The 20,279-nt window shown below is 46.8% G+C and carries 16 protein-coding genes; 8 read left to right on the top strand and 8 right to left on the bottom strand.

The window, feature by feature from the left end:
* Positions 1-236: 236 nt before the first annotated feature.
* Both BLS44_RS09365 and BLS44_RS09360 read right to left on the bottom strand, forming a co-directional pair.
* Positions 237-1,106 (bottom strand): tetratricopeptide repeat protein, encoded by an 870-nt coding sequence (locus tag BLS44_RS09365; protein ID WP_245729161.1) that lies wholly within the window; start codon positions 1,104-1,106, stop codon positions 237-239.
* A 65-nt stretch (positions 1,107-1,171) separates the two neighbouring features.
* Positions 1,172-1,495, bottom strand: a complete 324-nt coding sequence (locus BLS44_RS09360; protein WP_090389809.1) for an HU family DNA-binding protein — start codon at positions 1,493-1,495, stop codon at positions 1,172-1,174.
* Between the two features lie 178 nt (positions 1,496-1,673).
* On the opposite strand from BLS44_RS09360, the gene mutY reads away from it, so the two are divergent.
* The 5 genes from mutY to BLS44_RS09335 all read left to right on the top strand — a co-directional run bounded on the left by mutY (position 1,674) and on the right by BLS44_RS09335 (position 6,107).
* Positions 1,674-2,723 (top strand): A/G-specific adenine glycosylase, encoded by a 1,050-nt coding sequence (gene mutY, locus BLS44_RS09355; protein WP_090389808.1) that lies wholly within the window; start codon positions 1,674-1,676, stop codon positions 2,721-2,723.
* Between the two features lie 167 nt (positions 2,724-2,890).
* Positions 2,891-3,277: a single-stranded DNA-binding protein gene (locus BLS44_RS09350; RefSeq protein WP_245729159.1), complete on the top strand. Its 387-nt coding sequence runs from the start codon at positions 2,891-2,893 to the stop codon at positions 3,275-3,277.
* Positions 3,278-3,337: 60 nt separating this feature from the next.
* Entirely contained in the window at positions 3,338-4,684 is a 1,347-nt protein-coding gene (gene gldE, locus BLS44_RS09345; protein ID WP_090389806.1) for a gliding motility-associated protein GldE, read from the top strand.
* 64 nt (positions 4,685-4,748) lie between these two features.
* Entirely contained in the window at positions 4,749-5,345 is a 597-nt protein-coding gene (locus tag BLS44_RS09340; protein WP_090389805.1) for a DUF3109 family protein, read from the top strand.
* 12 nt (positions 5,346-5,357) lie between these two features.
* A complete protein-coding gene (locus BLS44_RS09335; RefSeq protein ID WP_090389804.1) occupies positions 5,358-6,107 on the top strand; it encodes an ABC transporter ATP-binding protein in 750 nt (249 codons plus the stop codon).
* A gap of 81 nt (positions 6,108-6,188) precedes the next feature.
* On the opposite strand, the gene BLS44_RS09330 is transcribed toward BLS44_RS09335, so the two are convergent.
* The 3 genes from BLS44_RS09330 to BLS44_RS09320 all read right to left on the bottom strand — a co-directional run bounded on the left by BLS44_RS09330 (position 6,189) and on the right by BLS44_RS09320 (position 12,866).
* Complete coding sequence (locus tag BLS44_RS09330; RefSeq protein WP_090389803.1) at positions 6,189-8,759, bottom strand: hypothetical protein; 2,571 nt, start codon at positions 8,757-8,759, stop codon at positions 6,189-6,191.
* 208 nt (positions 8,760-8,967) lie between these two features.
* Positions 8,968-9,726, bottom strand: a complete 759-nt coding sequence (locus BLS44_RS09325; RefSeq protein WP_090389802.1) for a response regulator transcription factor — start codon at positions 9,724-9,726, stop codon at positions 8,968-8,970.
* Positions 9,727-9,740: 14 nt separating this feature from the next.
* Positions 9,741-12,866, bottom strand: a complete 3,126-nt coding sequence (locus tag BLS44_RS09320) for a ligand-binding sensor domain-containing protein (protein ID WP_176954365.1) — start codon at positions 12,864-12,866, stop codon at positions 9,741-9,743.
* A gap of 357 nt (positions 12,867-13,223) precedes the next feature.
* Between BLS44_RS09320 and BLS44_RS09315 the strand changes: the two genes are divergently transcribed.
* On the top strand, positions 13,224-13,451 hold the full coding sequence (locus tag BLS44_RS09315; RefSeq protein WP_090389800.1) for a YtxH domain-containing protein: 228 nt from the start codon (positions 13,224-13,226) through the stop codon (positions 13,449-13,451).
* 271 nt (positions 13,452-13,722) lie between these two features.
* Here the strand turns inward: BLS44_RS09315 and BLS44_RS09310 are convergent, their stop codons facing one another.
* Both BLS44_RS09310 and BLS44_RS09305 read right to left on the bottom strand, forming a co-directional pair.
* Positions 13,723-14,976: a DUF1501 domain-containing protein gene (locus BLS44_RS09310; protein ID WP_090389799.1), complete on the bottom strand. Its 1,254-nt coding sequence runs from the start codon at positions 14,974-14,976 to the stop codon at positions 13,723-13,725.
* Positions 14,977-14,986: 10 nt separating this feature from the next.
* Complete coding sequence (locus tag BLS44_RS09305; protein ID WP_090389798.1) at positions 14,987-16,456, bottom strand: DUF1800 domain-containing protein; 1,470 nt, start codon at positions 16,454-16,456, stop codon at positions 14,987-14,989.
* A 277-nt stretch (positions 16,457-16,733) separates the two neighbouring features.
* Between BLS44_RS09305 and BLS44_RS09300 the strand changes: the two genes are divergently transcribed.
* The gene (locus BLS44_RS09300; protein ID WP_090389797.1) at positions 16,734-17,513 is read left to right on the top strand and encodes an enoyl-CoA hydratase/isomerase family protein; all 780 of its coding nucleotides are present in this window, start codon (positions 16,734-16,736) and stop codon (positions 17,511-17,513) included.
* A gap of 129 nt (positions 17,514-17,642) precedes the next feature.
* Here BLS44_RS09300 and BLS44_RS09295 read toward each other — a convergent pair whose 3' ends face one another.
* Positions 17,643-18,653: a WG repeat-containing protein gene (locus tag BLS44_RS09295; RefSeq protein WP_090389796.1), complete on the bottom strand. Its 1,011-nt coding sequence runs from the start codon at positions 18,651-18,653 to the stop codon at positions 17,643-17,645.
* A 154-nt stretch (positions 18,654-18,807) separates the two neighbouring features.
* On the opposite strand from BLS44_RS09295, the gene fumC reads away from it, so the two are divergent.
* Positions 18,808-20,205, top strand: coding sequence for a class II fumarate hydratase (gene fumC, locus BLS44_RS09290; RefSeq protein WP_090389795.1), 1,398 nt, complete (start codon positions 18,808-18,810; stop codon positions 20,203-20,205).
* The last annotated feature ends 74 nt before the right edge of the window (positions 20,206-20,279 follow it).

The raw sequence follows: 20,279 nt of genomic DNA, 5'->3' as shown, positions 1-20,279 counted from the left end.
TCATTATTTAAAAAACCGACCAATAACAAAGCAATAACAGGTAATTTCTATCTCAACAGAATACTACCTGTTATTCCAAATGTCTTAAAAGAAAAACGTTATCCTATTTTCTCTTTTTATGACGATTCTTTCTCAGTCTTTTTTTACGTTTGTGTGTCGCGATTTTATGACGCTTTCTTTTTTTACCACAAGGCATACTCAATAAATTTTTTAAAATGAACTTTTGTTAAATATTTTTATTTCTTCAATGCTTCAATCCGCTTCTCCAGCTCTGTCCTGATATCCGCTCTTTGTACCAGCTTTACAGCTTTTGAATACCACTGTATCGCCTGGTCTTTATTGCCATCCTTTTCGTACAGGTCTCCAAGCATTAAAATTGCCTGGATATTCTGAGGCTGCAGTTTCAGGACTGTTTCCAGCCGTTCCTGCGCTTTCTGCTGCTGACCACTCATAAGGGAAGCCGTGGCCAGGGTCATTTGCGCATAAACGTTGGTACTGTCCTTTTCAACAACAGCTCTGATCTTTCCAATTCCCTCCATCGGGGTACCAATGCCCCCGTAAAGGTATGTTGCTCCCAAACCCACCTGGGCCGAATCATTAGCCGGGTTTACAGACAAAGTCTTCTCAAACAGGTCTTTTGCCTGCTCAGCCATCCAATGACGGGTCGGCTCATTTTCGACCTGGGACAGCTGGTTTAAAAAGATTTGGGCTGCAAAGTTGAGACTTTTTTCGGAATTTTCCAACCGCGCTGATTCTGCCGTAAACCAGGCATAGGGAATAAAGGCTTTTGCAGTGTCTTTCCAGAAATGGGCCAGCTGGTGATATACATCCAGCCTTTGCTTTTTTACATCACCGCGCGTAATGCTTTTCTCAAGCAGATCAAGCCTCAGTGCCTGACCGGCCGGAAGCTCTTTTTTAGACATTGCAAGTACCGTATCAATGGAAAATCCACCGGCGGCATCCTCATGGCCGGCATGGTCATGATCCTGCGTAGTTTCCCCGGCAACCGGTTTAGGTCCAGCCTTCGGGACAGTACGCCCAAAAGCCAGCAAAAGCACTATTGCCACTGCTGCCACAACGATTGTTATTACCTGGGGTTTCTTCAACTGTCCTTAATTGGACGGCAAAGGTAACTGCAATCCGCTACAAAACGAAGTTTTTTTCAGGAATTCTAATCATCCCCATCTTCCCCCGGACCATTATCCGGTTTGGGTTCAACGAGTTTTTTTACCTCGGCGGTAAATTCTTTTGCGGGCTTGAACGCAGGGATATAATGTTCCGGGATATGCACTGCCACATTCTTTTTTATATTCCGGCCGATCTTAGCAGCTCTCTTTTTTGTAATAAAACTGCCAAACCCCCTGATGTAGATATTCTCGCCGGAGGAAAGGGTATCCTTTACTTCTTTGAACATCGTTTCCAAAGTAACAAGCACATCAACCTTTGGAATACCGGTTTTGTCTGAGATCTTATTTACTAAGTCTGCTTTTCGCATAGTTCCTGATATTAAGATAGTTTAATGATTACTGTTACGTAAAGTTACTGCAATAAATGTGCAAAACTTTAATAAATAGTTTACAATCAATTATTAATCCAAATTTTATAAAATTGAAAAATTTTATGGTAATTTACTAAATTTAATTGACAATATCCACTATTTAATACATAAAAAATTGATCCATAACCTTTTTTCGCGTTATTTAATTGAATGGAACCGAACTGAGAACAAAAGAAAAATGCCCTGGAAAGGGATCAAAGATCCCTACAGGATCTGGTTGAGTGAAGTTATATTACAGCAAACACGTGTAGAACAAGGATTAAAGTATTACGAAAATTTTATTCATAATTTTCCTACGGTCCGGGATCTTGCGGCAGCCGATGAAAAAAAAGTATTCAAACTCTGGGAGGGGCTGGGGTATTACTCCCGCTGTAAAAACCTGATACACACTGCCCGGAAGATCAGTACAGAACTAAACAGCCGCTTTCCGGACAGCTATGCGGCCATCCTGCAATTAAAAGGCATTGGTCCTTATACCGCGGCCGCCATTGCTTCCTTTGCCTTTAACCTGCCGCATGCTGTAATTGATGGCAATGTGTTCCGCGTGCTGGCGAGGGTCTTTGGGATCCGCGAGGCCATTGATACCACCGCGGGCAAAAAGATAATTACGGCGCTGGCGGAGCAGTTGCTCGATAAGAAGGAGCCAGGTACCTATAACCAGGCCATTATGGATTTTGGCGCCACCGTTTGCAGGCCCGCAAACCCCGACTGTGCGGACTGCCCTTTCCAAAACCACTGTGTTGCCTTCAGGGAAGACATCGTTGCGCTGTTGCCGGTAAAAACAAAAAAGATCGCGGTACGTACCCGCTATTTTTACTTCTTTCTCCCCATTTACCGGGCTACTGTTCCGGTAAGGGAACGGCTCAGCAAAGACATCTGGCAGCATCTCTACGAATTCCCGCTTATCGAAAAAGCAGCCGAAACCCCAGCCGCGGAGATCATCCGCGCTGCGGTCCGGAAAGGATGGCTCAGACAGGATACCCTCACCGAAATAAGCCCGGTGTATACGCAGAAGCTCAGCCATCAGCTTATAAGATCCGTTTTTATAGCCTGCCGGCCCGCAGCAAAGCCCGCCGGTTTTGAAAACTACCGCTGGGAAAAAATAACGGCCCTAAAAACACTGCCATTTCCCCGGACCATTACGCAGCATCTTGACAATTTCTGAAATCTCGTGCTTAATTTTGTTTATCCGGTCAAAAAAATTAATTTTAGTTAGATTTTACAGGAACCGGCATATTTTTTCAGATGATACCGGAGTTAAAAAACAGGATGTTAACCTTTATAAACAAAAAATAAGGAAAAATCTATATTATGAGAGGCGTTAATAGAGTTATGCTGATTGGAAATTTAGGAAAAGACCCGGATGTTCAATTACTGGAAGGCAATATTGCCGTGGCAAAATTTCCGCTTGCTACCACGGAAACCTTTAAAGACCGCACCGGTAAATTGATTTCGCAAACCGAATGGCACACCGTTGTATTGTGGCGCGGACTGGCAGAGCTGGCGCAGAAGTTCCTGCGAAAAGCGAGCCTCGTTTATATTGAAGGACGGCTGCGTACCCGCAGCTGGGAAGACAAGGATGGCACCAAAAAGTACGTGACGGAAGTCGTAGGCGAAAACCTGATCATGCTTGACAAAAAAACAGAAGGGGTTCCTTCACCCGATGAACATACCGGTGGTCATACAGGCTCCGAAGGATTTGATCTGCACTCCTTCTAAAACAGTTTACAAACGGACCAGCCTGCCGTTTGAGCAATCAGTTTCACGAAAACCCGAACTTTGGAAACCCTATTTGTTTTTTTAGATGTGATACAGGGACAGCTTCCTGTTGGCATACAGAATGCAACATTGCTGGTGGCCGCATTGGTCGTGCTGGTCATCATTTCCTTTTCTATTGCAGGTTCGCAGGCGGCCATTTTTTCGCTGGATGAAAAAGATATTGATGTATTAAAGACCAAGCAGCAGCCCTCCGCAAAAAGGATCCTTAATTTGCTGGAAGAGCCCAAGGAAGTATTTACGTCCATGCTCATCGCAAAAACGCTGGTAAACATCTGTACGATCGTTCTGGCCAATTATCTTATTAACTACTATGTGCCCGCAGAATACCTGGATACCATCTGGGGCATCTTCCTGAAGTTTGCCATTATTGCCTTTGCCATCCTTTTCCTTGTTGAAATTTTTCCGCGCGTTTGGGCTACCCAGAACAACCTGCGCTTTGCATTTGAATGGCCGGTGCTGATCATGATCGTTGAAGCCATTTATCTTTTGCTGAGAAGGATCAGCCGGTGGACGGTGGCCCTGGCCGACAGTTTTGGCCGCACGGTAGGGGCCAACAAGGTAGAGGAAACCAATATCCAGCAAATTGATGAAACCATCGATATTCAAACAGACGAGGTTACTCCGGAAGAAAAGAATATTATGAAGGGGATCGTTAAATTTGGAAAGATCTCCGTTAAAAAAGTTATGCGGAACCGCCTCTACGTAAGTGGTGTAAAATATGATACGCCTTTTGAAGACCTGATCCGGCAGGTAGGTGAGCTGCATTATTCCAGGCTGCCCGTATACAAAAGCAGCCTGGATGAAATTGCCGGGGTGTTAAATATAAAGGACCTGGTTCCCTATCTTGATGACGGTACTGCTATTAAGGACTGGCATACCAGGATCCGTGCGCCGTACTTTGTACCCGAAACAAAACTGATAGAGGACCTCCTGCTGGATTTCCAGAAAAAGCGGATTCATTTCGCCGTGGTAGTAGACGAGTTTGGCGGTACCAGTGGTATCGTTACCATGGAGGACATCATTGAAGAAGTAGTAGGAGAAGTAAAGGATGAATTTGACGACGAGGACCTCCTGATCAACAGGATCGATGACAACAATTATATCTTTGAAGGACGCACCATGCTCCATGACATGTGCAAGGCCTTAAAACTCCCCATTGAGACCTTTGATGAAGTACGGGGCGACAGTGAATCCCTGGGCGGGCTGATCAATGAACTTTCCGGAGAACTGACCCGTGCCGGTGATGTGGTGCGGACCGGCGATTTTGAGTTTACCGTAATGGAAACGGAAAGGAACCGGGTGAAAACCGCGAAAGTGACCATCAGCCAGGGCCCCGGCAATAAGTAAACAGCATTTTACAAATAAATAGCGGCACCCGGCTCCGGGTGCTTAATTTTGCAAAAAAAATAAAGTGATCGTTATTGACAATAAACTCATCAGCGATGATGTGATTGAAAAACAATTTGTGTGCGACCTGTCCAAATGCAAGGGTGGTTGCTGTGAAGATGGCGATGCCGGTGCTCCGCTTGAAGAAGCCGAATTAAAGCTGGTAAACGAATACTATGAGGTAGTAAAGCCCTACCTGACCCAGCCCGCCATAAAAGAAATTGAAAAGAAAGGCAACTATGAATATGACGAAGAATTTGGCTGGGTAACACCTACCCTTCCCAGCGATAACGAGATCTGTGTATATGCCTACCGCGAGCCGGACGGCCTCATCAAATGTGCCTTTGAGCAGGCTTATAACGAAGGAAAGATCCCCTGGAAAAAGCCCATCAGTTGCCACCTTTACCCCATTATTGCCTATAAAGGCAAACATGGCGATTATGAACGGCTGAATTACGAACCGCGGAAAAAAATGTGCAGCCCCGCCTGCAAACTGGGCAAATCATTACAGGTACCCGTGTATAAATTCCTGAAAGAGCCCCTCACCCGGAAATACGGGCAGGAATTTTATGCTGTGCTGGACCAGATCGCAACAAGGAACGATGATAACCCCGCAGAATAAATCAGCGCAAGTATGTTGAACGAAGATGCCCTGCATATAAAAAACCTGGGGTACTGCTATAAGCGGGCAGCACAACCGGTGATCCGCCAGCTTGATCTTGTGGTAAAGGAAGGCAGCCGGTTTGGCCTGTTTGGACCGAATGGTGCGGGTAAGACCACCCTGATGAGTTTAATGACAGGGCTGCTCCCCTACCCGCAAGGCTCCATACGGCTTTTTGGAAAAGAAATAAAAGAGAACAGCAGCTTTGTTAAGAGCACCATCGGGTTTGTACCCCAGGACTTTTCTTTTTATGAAGAACTCACCCCCGCAGAAAACCTGGAATTCTTTGGGGCCTGGTATGGATTAAACAGCCGGCAGATCAGCGATGCCACCACTACCCTGTTAAAAGTAATGGGACTGCAGCATGTAGCCGGCAAGCCGCTGAAAGAGTTTTCTGGCGGAATGAAACGAAGGGTCAATCTTGCCATCGGGGTCATGAACAATCCCCGGATCCTTTTCCTGGACGAGCCCACTGTAGGTGTGGATGTGCAGTCCCGCAATGCCATTATCGGCTACCTTAAAGAGATCAACAGGAACGGGACCACCCTCGTTTACACATCGCATCAGCTAAAAGAAGCGGAAGACCTCTGCACCGAAGTGGCCCTGATGGATGGTGGCAGCATCATCAGCCAGGGAACCCTGGATGAGCTGAAACAGCAGCACCGCCAGGAGGGCCTGGAGGGGTTGTTTTTGCAATTAACCGGAAGAGACTACCGGGATTGATAAAAAAAGGGGCAGTAAGGAATTACGCCCCGTTAACATTCATTGATACTGATTTATCTGAATGTAGCTATTGCCTTCTGTTTACTCTGCTACTGCCTGCACAATTTTGCTGAAAGTCCGGTTACCATCAATATCAACCTGCACCACCCGAACCTGTATACTTCCTGTATTGTTTAGATCAGCAACATCTCTTTTACAACCTGTAAAAAACAGGGTGCCGCCAGCCATCATCACTACGATCAGGAACACTTTTTGCCGGCGGCTGAAACCGAATGCCAGGGCACCAAAAGCCAGAACCCCAATTCCCAAAGCCGCAGCGGCGCCTTGCGCATCCACTTCAAATTTATAATTGATTACTTCCGTCGCATTTCCATTAGGTGCCTGGCTTTTTACAGAGCCGATACGGGTAAAGTGCGTGCCATCGTTTGAAACCTCTATTTCAAAATGATCATTATTTACTTCGCTCATCGTACTCCAGTTCACTACTAATTGCCGGTTTACAATTTTGGCGGAAACAGCACCGAAGGTTACCGGCAGCGCGGTGGGATCGTTACTGATACCAAAGTTAACAGGGGATGTTGAGCCGTTATTCGCCGTCTGATTCAGGTTCGCCAATGTAAATTTCCCGGTACGGTTATTCCTGTTTGCGCTGGCATCTGTGCCGCTATTCGTTCCTGTATACCCATACCCTCCAGCAGGAGTCTCTGCACCGGTCAGCAGGTCGCCATTGCCTTTTGCAGCATTGGTCAGTATGATCGAATAATTGCCGCTTGTTAGGCTGCCTTTATCCACTACGATCTGGAAAGAGCCGTCATCTGCCACTTTCACCGAAGCCACTACCACACCATCAGGGTCTACTAAGTTAGCCCACAAACCATTGGCAATGCCCGGCTCACCCGATGCGGCGGTTTTTGCATCCCCGTTTTTATCATCCCATACCTTACCGGGAATGGTCACCGTGGGGCTGCAGTCAACCACATTAAAGGTTCTGGTTACCGTAGCGGGATTACAGCCACTTATGTTTACCTTATATGTTACCACAACAGTGCCGGTACCGCTAAAGGAAAGTACATTGGTACTTGCGTTCAGGCTGGCAATACTGCCGCCGCTCGTAATGGAAAGTGTTGCTCCTGCAATGTTAGCCGGATAAGGATAGAGGGTAACAGGCTGCTGGCGGCAATAATCGGTAGTATTTACTGAAGTATTAATGCCCGCATCTACCGTTGGGGCGCCACAGATCTGTACGGCAGCGGTGTTGAAAGAAAATGTTTTTTGAGAGCCGCCGGTGGTGCTCCCATCACCCATGCTACCATTGGTTTTGTGCCCCACATAGCCAAAATTATCCTGGCATTGCTGCGCGATCAGGGTGGTATGTCCGCCGGTTTCTACCACGATGATATTGTCGTTAGAAAAACCGGAGGGAAACTGATTCGCCAGACCCGGATCAACAGCGGTGGATCCCCCCGTACTCGACTGTACCCCTCTGCCCAGGTCGTATCCGCTCTCCAGGCCCCAGTTATATAATTTTTTCCCGGTGGTAACCACGTTTATGGAGGGATAATAATTATCATGTTCATTAGGCGATATCCAGGCAATATCGTTCATCTTCTGGCCGCTGGTTGAAGTGTATCGGGGTTGCAGCCAGGCGTTGGAGCTGGTAGTACTCCAGTTTCCCAATTGCCTGCTGGTATTATTGCCTATTGCATAAAGGTTATTGTTTTCATACAATACATAATACGCCGCATTGGCAGTAGTACGGTCCGTGCCGGTAGCGCCGATCATTTTGATATTGCCGCTGCCGCCGGGAAGTATCATAGCCGTTGCTTTACTACGTGCTGAAGGATTTCCTGCATTATCACCATTATACGTGATATCGCCCCAGGTCCACAAACCTCCATTCTGATCCAGGGCAATCAACCCGGTTGGGCAGCCCCGGGTCGCCACAATACCAGTAAGGTCACCTCCTGTTGATTTTTGCACCGTGGCCCACGTAGCAGCACCGGTACCGCCGTCGCCACGCATATTATCGTTTTGAGAAAGAACATATACCCTTCCGCCCTTACTACCGCAGGTAGTAAGCACCAGGGTTTGATAAGTACCGAATATCATTTTTACATCAGCGGCAGTTACACCGGCAGGCAGGCTGAACGACCCCAGGGCCGGCACGCTTCTTACACCGGTACTTACCACTGTACCAGCAGTACCCCATGCCCACAGTTTATTATCACTGGTAAGCAGGATATGTTGAATGCTGGTTTGGCTGCTTCCTACTGCGGCTTTAAGCGGGGTGCCGGTAAGGCCGGGAAAATTGCCAACATTAATAATAGTAGGCTTTGTCCAGTCAGAAGTCCCCGTGCTTTTGGTATACTGACCCCAGATTTTAAAGTTGCCGTCGATATCCCTTACAATGGTAGAGTGAAAGGAGGAAACGAAGTTGTCGTACTCCAGTGTGGCGGCTGTTGAAGAATTAAAGCCAAAATTACTGTAGTCCTGGCAACCCTGGTTGGTGTAGCAGTTTTGAGCACCCGCATTCAATTGCATCAAAAGCGCCAGTAAACAGGCATACAAAGAGGGCGGCAGTATTCGTCTATAAAAGAACGTTGTTTTACCCCGGCTTTTTCCAGGTTTCTTAATTACATAGATGTCTGTCATTTTGGAATATTAAATAGTTAAAAAGGCTGTTTAGGAACTCTAATACACAGATAAATGAATTGTTATAAAGGCTTGGTTGCTGCAGAAATCTACATTTCCACTCCGGTACAAAGAACCCGAAAACGTGTAAAAAGCCCTTTCTGTTACGTGCCTTTTTCTTGCTTATTTGTTTCAACGCCGGTGTGCAGCATCAAAAACAAAGCGTCCATTAATATCCCCGGGAATAGGCCAGCGGTGTTTTGCCAAACCTGCGTTTGAAGTTTTTAGAAAACTGCGAGGGCGAGGAATAGCCGGTCATCATTGCTATTTCACTCATCTGGTACTGGCCTTCCCTTATTAATGCGGCGGCCTTGTTTAACCTGGCCAGGTCAATGATCTCCGCAGGTGTAAGGTCTGATAGTTCATTTATTTTCCGGTAGAGGGTTGTACGGCTCATGTGCAGCCTTGCAGCCAGGTACTCAATATCCAGGAAAGGATCTGCAATATGCTCTTCAATAAGCTCCTGTAAGGCGGTCAGAAAGCGTTCGTCCGTTTTTGTAAATGCCAGGCTGGTAATACCCACAAACGGTTGCCGGGCAAAATGTTCCCTGAGCCGGAACCGGTTTTGCAGGAGGCTAAGCACCTGAGCTTCGAGGTATGCGGGAGAGAACGGCTTTTCTATATAAACATCCGCCCCGTTCTGCAATCCTGCGATCTTATCCTCAAGATCACTCTTTGCCGTTAAGAGGACTACCGGGATATGGCTCAGTTCCACCGTTGTTTTAATCATAGCACAAAGTTCCAACCCATCGATGCCGGGCATCAGGACATCGCTGATAATCAATCCAATGTTCTCCTCTCTTAATATTTTCAGTGCAGTATCCCCATCAAACGATACAAAGACCTTAAATTTAGTCGCAAAAATATCTGTCAGCAACTCAACAAGCGCCCTTTCGTCATCAACTATCAATATTTTTGTTTCTTCCATCAAAATCAATTGCCCTATTCATGTACTTCAGGAAGACAAACAGGTAGTTTTAAAATAAATATATTCAATGTTTCCGCAGATTCCAGGTGAAGGCTGCCGTTATGCGCATTTGCCAGAGCGCGGGCCAATGCAAGCCCGATGCCGGTGCCTGCTACCTGCCGGGTTTCCTTTAACCGGTAAAAAGGTTTGAAGATCTTTTCCCTGTATTCGGGATGGATCTTTAGCCCATCGCTGGCAATGCTTATTTCCAGTACCGGGTCTTTATCCTTGCTGTAATCTGCTTTTACAATCACCTGGTGGTCGCAATATTTAACAGCGTTATCCAACAGGTTGGTGATGATCGTTGTTAAAGCCTCCTTATCTGCCTGAAAAGGTGTAATGGCTTCACTTATTGCCGAATGAAACTTTATGCGGCGCTGTTTGATAACAGGGTTAAAAACAAAATAGATCTCAGCCAGCAGGCTCTCCAATTTTACAGAAGAGCGTTGCAGCCGGAATTGCGCAGACTCCGTTCCCTTTAATTTCAACAGCTGGTTGATGAGCACCGACAGGCGCTGCATATTTTCCTCCATAATAGCAAGGTACCGCTGGGTCCGGGGCAGCTCCCTGCTGTCGGCCATGGCCATTTCCAGGGGGGCTTTCAGCAATGTTACCGGTGTGCGTATTTCATGGATCACTTCCGTAAAAAATGCGGTCTTGGCAGCGTATAACTCTTTTTCCTTTTTGATCTCATACAATTGTGTGTTCCGCTTCTGCTTATCCGATAAGTGCCTTTTGTAGCTGCGCAACCACCAGTAAACAAGTCCCGCCAGTAACAGCAGATAGATCCCATACGCTATATCCGTTTTGTAAAATGGGTTCAGGATCGTGATATTTAACAGCTTTTCATTTTTTTGCCAGAGGCCCCGGCCACTGCCTGAACGGACTCTAAAAACATAGTTGCCCGGCGGCAACCCTGTAAAATTAACCAGCGGATCGCTGTTATCTACCAGGTGCCAGTCCTTATCGATCCCCTCAAGCTTATATTCGTAGCGCAAGCCTCCGGGCGTGGCATAGCTTAACGCGGCAAAACTTATAGAAAACGGGGTTTGCCTGTGTGTTAGTGTAATGGCATCCGTAAGCAAGACAGACTGTTTTAAGGGTCCCTCTTTTTTATTAATAGCAAGAGGAGTGTTAAAAACAGAAATACCAGTGATATAAACGGGCGGAACAAATTTATCCTGCTGCAATAAGTCAGGGTTGATACAGATCACCCCGCCCTGCACACCAATATAAATACGCCCGTTTTTTGATTTGTAGGAAGATACATAGGAGAACTGCCCCCCGGTGAGTCCCTTTGTTTGCGGATAACTGGTTATTATATTCGTTTGAGGGTTCAGCAGGACCACTCCCCCTGTTGTGGTAAGCCACAAACCTCCTGTATTGTCTTCCACCACACCGCTTACAATGTTCGCAGGCAGACCATCGGCATCGGTGTAGATCCTTGCTTTTTTTGTTTGAAGGTCAATATGTATCAGCCCGTTCCCTGTACCCAGCCAAAGGGTACCATCCCGGGCAACGATTACCGAAGAGTTAATACTGGTGGGCAGGATGTCTGTGCCATTCACCATTACCTGAAGCCCTCCGTGTATGTTCTTCTTTGGATTGTAGTAGTATAAACGGTCTGATAAGCCCCATAGCGTTCCATCCGGCGTTTCAAAAATACAGTTGTAGGGTGTTTTCTGTGGAAAATAGCCCGGCATTGTAAACCGGTCGGTGCGTTTGTCATACCGGAAAAGCCCGTCCGCGGTGCCCACCCATATCACATCCTTGCCCGCCACCTGGTAAATACACATGATCCGGTTGCTTTTGAGATCGAACATACCTGCACCGGCAGCAAACCGCTGTACCACCTTCTCTTTTTGAATATCCAGTACGTCAATTCCATGCCGGAATACACCCAGCCACAGACGGGCGCTGTCGCTCATCAGTCCAAGCAGGTCCAGGCCCGTTATCATACGTTTTTTTTCAAAAGGAGAAAAACCGGTGAACCTCCGGGATATGGGATCAAACTTATTAAGCCCGTTATCTCCCGCCATCCAGATATTACCTGCCGGATCTTCTGTAATGGTTGTAATATTACTCCCCCTTATTGCGCCCTCGGCCAGCCCGGGAAAATAAACCTGGAAAGCAGCATTGGCAGAAGCATAATAGCTAACGCCTCCATAATATGTAGCGCACCAGATGCCTCCCTCCCGGTCTTTAAAGATACTTTGAACATCGTCGCCGGAGAGGGAGTTAAGGCTGGCATTATCTTTTTTTATATGGCCCGTTATATGACCTGTCGTATCCAGTACATAAATACCTTTTTTTGTGGCAACCCAAAACTCGTTATTGTTTATTTTAATAAAATCCCTTACCTGCAGATCTGTTTGCAGAACTTCACCGGCAAGCAGCGGTGTAACGGCATGCGTGACCCGGTTAAATGCCCTTGCCCCCTGTCGGGATCCCACCCACAATACACCCGGCTCTTTTTCAAAAATCCGGATGACAGGCCGCACACTCTCCGGCTGTACATCTCCAAACACCGGGTAAAAGGTGAAGCCCTCCCGTTCCGGCTCCCATTTGCCCAGTTCGCCCGTTTCTGTACCCACCCATATTTCTTTATTTTCTGTAGTAATGATGTCTACAAAACGCCTTCCGGAAAAGCCGGTCAGCTTTATTGCGTTCCCGCCTGCCGGGTCACAGATATAGAGTTCCTGGTAAAGAGATACCCAAACCTTCCCAGAAGAGTCTTCCGTCATCCCTGCGACCACGCCCCATGGAATATCTTTTATATGGCGGAAGGTCTCTGTTGACTCATCAAATATAAAGATCCCCTGATTGGTGCCTACCCAAAGGGTTCCGTTGCTGTGCTCCAGTATTTTCCAAACATAACAGGGACCGGTAATGGTGCCGCTTCCGGAGATATACCTGTATGATTTAAACCGGTTGCCGTCAAAACGGTTCAGTCCGTCTGCCGTGCCGATCCATATAAACCCTCTTTTATCCTGTAAAGCACAAAAAGTAGTATTGTTATTCAGGCCTGCTGTAATATCATACCGTACAAAAACATGCTGCTGACTGTTGGCAGGGCTCGGGGTCCACAAAAATGCAACCATACAACAGATCGTTAACAATACATACTCACGGACTCTGCAGACGATATGCTCCAAAAAAGCAGCCATGTATAAAAAGTGCGGAAATGAATAAATACCAAAAATATCATTTTGCCCGTAAACCCGGACATACACCTCAAAAATGAAACAAAAAAGCAATAAAATGATACGGAAAAGCAATTATAGCCAACGTGCCGGTTTAAAAAGAAATAGCAGATTCTTCCCGGACTTTTCTGCACCTGTCTCCGGCGGGGCTTACCGGGGCGAATAAAAGTTTTATGCACCCGTTCTGTTTTTGGCATAGTTATTTGTGTACCTTTATATTAGAACCCGAATTTCAAACCTAAAAGTTAAAATATTATGAATAAGCTCGTTACAGGCTTCGCCCTTGGCCTCATCGTTGGTATTTTATATGCCCCGGATAAAGGAACCGCTACCCGCAGGCGTATTGCAGATAAGGGAAACGATCTTAAAGATCAGTTTGCGGATTTTATTGACAGCGTCGCCAGCCGGTTTGAAGACCGGGCAGATGACCTTGAAGAGTATGTTCATGAGGAAACTGAGAATCTGAAGGCCGAAAGCATTTAATTTCAATAGATTTTTACGGGGCTGCCTTGAAAAGGGCAGCCTCTTTTTTGTTTAGGCCACAGAGGGACTGAGACACTGAGTTTTCTTATTCTCCTGTATCATCACCAACCTATGCGAACCGGGGATGTAACCAAGAGCATCTTTTGTTGAATGCCACAGGCGCAGAAATACCAAGTATTCTTACTTTAATTCACCGCTATCAGGCCTGCTGATATAAAGCGATATATGCGGAATAAAAATCAGTGTTTCTGTGCTTCAGTGGCATCTTCTCTTAAATAAAATCCATCATATTATACCGGGCCTTCAGAATACGGGAGGAATCTGCGGACAACCACTTCTCAAGTATTGTGGCATAAACGCTTTTAAAATCGACATTATATTTCAGATCTCCCTGGTTCAGGTCTTCCAGGTTGGGCATCGCGTTTAAAATCCCCTTCTGTTTCAGGCCGCCGCTGATCAGGAACATATTATTTGCCGTTCCGTGATCGGTTCCGTTGCTGGCGTTCTGAGCCACCCTTCTTCCAAACTCTGAAAAGGTAAACATCAGTACGTCTTCCATCCGGCTGTTCTTTTTCAGGTCATCAGTAAAGGCCTTTATGGCTTCACTCATCTGGGTAAACAGCCTCCCCTGCTGGGCATCCTGCCCTACATGGGTGTCAAAGCTGCCCAGGGAAATATAATACACTTTTGTGTTGATATCTGAAAAAATAAGAGAAGCGATCGTTTTCAGCCCACTCCCTAACTCAGTGTTGGGATAGTTTCCTAATGACGGATGCAGCCGGCTTTGCTTAAAGATATAATCAGCAGAAGACATGGTTTCAGCCAGGGTCTTATACAGGTAATCGACCGGCTTTTCATCATGGTGGTCCTTCCCGTAATTTTTGTTGATATCCCTGAAATATTTTTCGTTGGAAGTGCCAAACAGGCGGCTTGGATCTTTTACTGCCAGCGCATTATTTTGCTCCCCCTTGAGGGCCAGGCTTAGTACATCATCCACTTCAAGCGCCTGCGTGGGTTTATCGCAGCCATGACATTGCGCATCCAGGTAACGGCCGATCCAGCCATTGCTCCAGTATTCGCTGCTCTGGCTGGCAGAATGCCAGATATCCATACTCCGGAAATGCGAACGATCCGGGTTGGGATACCCCACATTATTCAGAATGGCCATATTTCCCTCATCATACAATCCTTTTAATGCAGCAAGAGAAGGGTGCAGTGCTACTTCATCTGTCAGCGACAGGGTTTTATTCTTTTGTATGCCCAAACCCGGACGCAGCTTATAGTAAACATCATTACGCACCGGTATTACGGTATTTAAGCCATCGTTGCCTCCGCTTAACTGCAATACCACCACCACCTTGTTGCCGGCAGGTACAGCCGCATGATTTTCTAATGCTTTTAAAAATTTGGGCATCATCAATGATGCTGTAGCCAGGGATCCCAGCTGTATAAACTCTTTCCGTTTAATGAACACACCCGGACTCATGGATCTTCTATTGAAAAAGGACGCACTTTTTTTGTTCATGACATTCAATTTAACACAATTGATATTCAGGGGTACTCATTAACTGGATGGTCACTGACCGGATGTACGCATCCCTGTTATCACTGTCTATATATTTTGCAGCAACCCTATCCACACGGGAAGCGTTTACCTGGAAAAGGTAATTTGAGATCGTAGGAAAAATAGCATCCCGCTTTACCTTTTCAAATTTGCCTACATACTGGGGCCAGTCGATCTTTGCATTGATCAAGCCTGCTCCGGCTATCGGTTTTACCGGCTTTGCGGTTCGTTTTGCCGGAACATTTGCCATACCATCGGCCTTTTGCCCCATCATGATATCATCATCCTGCTTCGGCTTTACATTCATCAGGTCCTTATCATTAAATAATTGCGGAACCCTCAGCCGCATCATCAGCGTGCTGCTGTCGATCCAGGATTTCCCGCCCGGCCACCCGGCTACATTGGGCGGGTATAATAATTGCTGCCCCAGGATGCGCTGCAGATTCATCAGCGCGTTGTCATTATCCAGCTGCATGGGTACCATCCGCTGGATACCGGCCAGCAGCTCAATGGGCGATTTAATACGCGCGCCGATATTTTGATCTTCATAAAACCAGTCGGCCGTAAAGATGCGTTCCATCAGCCTGCCGATATCATAATCTTTATAAAAAGCATCCGAAAGCGCCTGCACCCGGTCTTTATCGATGGCATCATTTACAAAAAAACGGTAGATCTTTTCGGTAATAAAGGTGGCCGTTTGCCGCTTCTCCAAAATAACATCAAGAACATCGTTACCATCAAAATGGCCCTTTTTCCCTAAAAAGTCTTTTGACCCATCATCATGCTGTTTCTTATTAAATACAAACTTACCCCTGGGATTTGCCGTCCAGCCGGTAAAGGCCCGGGCGCCTTCCCTGATGTCATTTTCGGTATAATGTCCACGGCCCAAAGTAAACAGTTCCATTACTTCCCGTGCAAAATTTTCATTAGGGTGCCCTTTTTTGTTCTGCTGGTTGTTCAGAAAATAAAGCATCGCTGCCGATTGCGATACCTCTTTCAGCAGGGTTCTGAAATTACCCAACGCATTTTTCCGGAGGGTATGTAAAAAAAGCTGGTTGTAAAACAGGTTGCGGTTGCGGCAGGCAAAGTGTCCATGCCAGAAATAGGCCATTTTTTCCCGCAGCTGCCCTGAGCTGGCGATCATTTCCTTCAGCCAATAGAGATTCAGGTTCTTTACTGCCGCCTGTTGCTTCCGGTTCAGCAGCTTGCGGTCATCCGCTGTCAGTCTTCCTCTTTTTCCGGGAGCCAGGTAGGATTCGTAAAGTTGCAGCAGGTCTTCGCTGGCGATATCGATATACGTTGGTTCCCCGGCAGATGCTTTTACCAGGGCCTTATAATATTCCTGTGGTGTATACTTTTCCAGCTCCTGTAATTGTTCTACTGCCGGACCAAACCCCGCGCGCCACAAAAGATGCTGATTTTTTATCTGATTGGAAGCCATCACAACCTGTTTTATTTATTGACCCCTCTCATTTTAAAAGGTTTAAATCCTGTACCAAAAAGATGCCAGAGGAGAATTTGAAAATGTGGAAAATGCGATTTCAGGTAGGAACCCGGTTTGATGCCCGGTATTGAATTTCCCCAATCTGCCCTGTAATAGGGTGCATAAGTTATGCATGAACATTTCACGTCCCACAATAAGCAAGACGAAGGAGCCCGAAGCCATATCAGGCGTTAAACCTGGAACATTATATCTTAGCTTTGTAAAAAGGACCTTTATGAGCTATCAGACGATTTTAACAGCTGTTGAAGATACGATCTTAACCATCACCATCAACCGGCCGGATAAGCTGAACGCATTAAACCAGACCGTGCTGGAAGAACTGGCGATGATCATTGATGAGTTGATTAACAACGCAGAACTAAAGGCCGCGATCATAACGGGCAGCGGTGAAAAGGCCTTTATTGCCGGCGCTGATATTGCTGAATTTTCCGGACTGGATGCCGCGGCCGGTACAGCGCTTGCACAAAAAGGCCAGCAGCTTTTTGCCCGGATCGAAAATGCGCCAAAACCCATCATTGCCGCGGTGAATGGGTTTGCGCTGGGTGGCGGATGCGAGCTGGCCATGGCCTGTCATTTCCGTATAGCCAGTGAAAACGCAAAATTCGGACAGCCGGAAGTGAACCTGGGCTTGCTGCCGGGATATGGCGGAACACAGCGGCTGACACGACTGATCGGTAAGGGAAGGGCCCTGGAACTATTACTGGCAGGCACCATGATCGATGCCGTTACGGCTTTTAATTACGGGCTTGTGAACCGTGTGGTACCCCAGGGTGGCCTGCTGGCCGAAGCAAGGTCCCTACTCGCTGTTATTAATACGAAAGCACCCCTGGCCATTGCTGCCTGTATTGAAGCGGCAAACCTGGCAGCGTTGCCCGGAAATTCCGGTTATGAAAAAGAAGCAGAAAGCTTTGGCCGTTTGATCACTACCAATGATGCCCGGGAAGGGATTGCAGCATTTATGGAAAAACGGAAGGCGGAGTTCAAAGGCAGTTAAGCGGTCAGCAGGCAGGTGTCCGTTCTCAGTATTATCTGACAAAAACCAGGACCCAAGGGTATTACATCGGACAGGAGACAGCATTAACCCGAAACATTAAACATTAGACCAGGAACCAGCCGTTAACGGCTAAAGCTTATCCAAATACCTGCCCACATCAAATTTATTCGGCGCATCCGGGTGGTCTTTAAAATACTGCGCACAGGATTCCAGTTGCTCTTTCAGCCATTGCGTAAAGGGTGTTTTGTCCTTACCATCCCAACCTACCTGAAAATAGTCCCCGGTTAATGTCCGGTAAAAGAGGAAGGGATCCTCTTTATCAAAACGCCCATACCGGTAACCCTGGATCTTGTAATAAGGCGATAAGGCAGAAGGCCGGCCCACGATCTCAAATTGCAGCCGGGCTTCCTTACCGGCAGCTTTCGTAGCCTGATTGGCATTCCAGATCTTTGATACCACTTCCATCGCCCCAATCTCCTCCAGGATCTTTCGCTCTTCCATGGTATATTTAAAAGCATAGGGAAGGAATCCGCCATCCACCGGCAGGTCTTTCTCCGTTTTCCGCTGCTTCATCAACTGAACGCTTTTCCCCTCGCGGTTGATATAAAAAGTTTTAGCGTTTTCCTTATAGGCCAGCGGCGGATGTTCGGCATCCTTACTCCGGTCCCAGTAACAGCCATTGCAGGCAAAGGCATATCCATAGTTGAAGGGCGAAACCCAATCCCACTGCGGGCGGATGGCCACTTTTCCCTGCTCATTTACAAACCCCACTTTCCCTTTTTGCATACAACGGGCCAGGCCCTCCTCAAAATAATCCGGTCCGGCATCATAGGCCAGCGGCCGGTATAAAAAGATCCCGTTGCGATCATACATACTTCCGAAAGAACCAGCGGCCCCCGTATAGTCATTAATAAAATCACCAATAAAGATCAGGGAGTCTGTAATGGGCTCGTTAAGATCCTGCGGCTCATAAATGGGATTGCCCAGGGGAGGGATGATCACCTTTCCTTTATTATCCTTTACCCCGATCAGCGAGTCTTTCGGATCCATAAAATAATAAAGCTGACCCTGTGCCCGGAGCAGCACCGGAAGCAGGAAAATGGTCATAAGGATAAAGGAGCTGAACAGGCGGTTTTTCATGCTTTTCTTTTTTACACGGTTTTCACATTTAAAACGAAGGTGAAGGTAAATAAAGTTTATTTACCAATACCTTTGCGGCAGGCCGGGGTACAACCTGTTAGGTTTAATAAATCTAACAGGTTGTACCCCGGCAACTCAAACTTAAAAAACGAATATGGAGTACAGAATTGAAAAAGACACGATGGGTGAGGTAAAAGTACCGGCAGACGCGCTCTACGGTGCACAAACACAACGCTCGATTGACAATTTTAAGATTGCCGCCGACATTAACCGGATGCCCAAAGAGATCATTAAGGCCTTTGCTTACCTGAAGAAAGCGGCTGCAATCACCAACGCAAAAGCCAAGGTGTTGCCCAAGAAAAAGTCGGATCTGATCGGAAAAGTTTGCAATGAAATACTGGAAGGAAAATTAGACGACAGCTTTCCGCTGGTAGTATGGCAAACCGGAAGTGGTACGCAAAGCAATATGAATGTAAACGAAGTGATCGCCTACCGGGGCCATGTGCTCAATGGCGGCCAGCTTACCGATAAGGAAAAAGCGCTGCACCCCAATGATGATGTAAACAAATCGCAAAGCAGCAATGATACCTTCCCTACGGCCATGCATATTGCCGCCTATAAGATCCTGGTTGAAGTAACCATCCCGGGTATCGAAAAATTAAGGGATACGCTGCAGAAGAAGAGCAAGCAATTTATGAAGGTTGTAAAGATTGGCCGTACCCATTTTATGGATGCCACTCCTTTAACGCTGGGACAGGAACTGAGCGGCTATGTATCGCAATTGAATCATGGTTTGAAAGCCATAAAAAATACGCTTCCGCATTTATCGGAACTGGCATTGGGTGGTACGGCGGTAGGAACCGGTATCAATACGCCTCCCGATTATGCAAAGAATGTAGCTGCAGAAATTGCCAAACTGACCAAACTGCCATTCAAAACAGCAGAGAACAAGTTTGAAGCACTGGCCGCACATGATGCCATTGTGGAATCGCACGGTGCGCTGAAAACAGTAGCCGTAAGCCTGATGAAGATTGCCAATGATATTCGTATGCTATCCTCCGGTCCGCGTAGTGGCATTGGCGAACTGTTCATCCCGGATAATGAGCCGGGCTCTTCTATTATGCCCGGTAAGGTAAACCCTACCCAGTGTGAGGCACTTACCATGATTGCCGCGCAGGTATTGGGCAATGATGTGGCCATTAATATTGGTGGTGCTACCGGTCATTTTGAGCTGAATGTGTTCAAGCCCGTAATGATCTATAATTTCCTGCACAGTGCGCGCCTGATTGGGGACGGATGTGTTTCCTTTAATGATAAATGTGCCGTGGGTCTGAAGCCGATCGAGGAAAATATTAAGAAACACCTGGATAATTCCCTGATGCTGGTAACCGCATTGAATACGAAAATCGGGTACTACAAAGCCGCGGAAATTGCTCAGAAAGCACATAAAGAAAATACCACGCTGAAGGCAATGGCCGTAAAGCTGGGTTATCTTACCGAAAAGGAATTTGACGAGTGGGTGGTACCGGCTAAAATGGTGGGAAAAATATAAAAGTATCTACTGCAGCGAAGTTTCTCACAGGAGGTCGTGACGAAAAGCAGGTTTATTGATTTTTAAAGAGAAAA

This window comes from Niabella drilacis, from assembly GCF_900101395.1.
GTDB classification, from domain to species: domain Bacteria; phylum Bacteroidota; class Bacteroidia; order Chitinophagales; family Chitinophagaceae; genus Niabella; species Niabella drilacis.
Note: the sequence above shows the minus strand (reverse complement) of the source record. Positions and strands in the feature narration are given on the sequence as shown.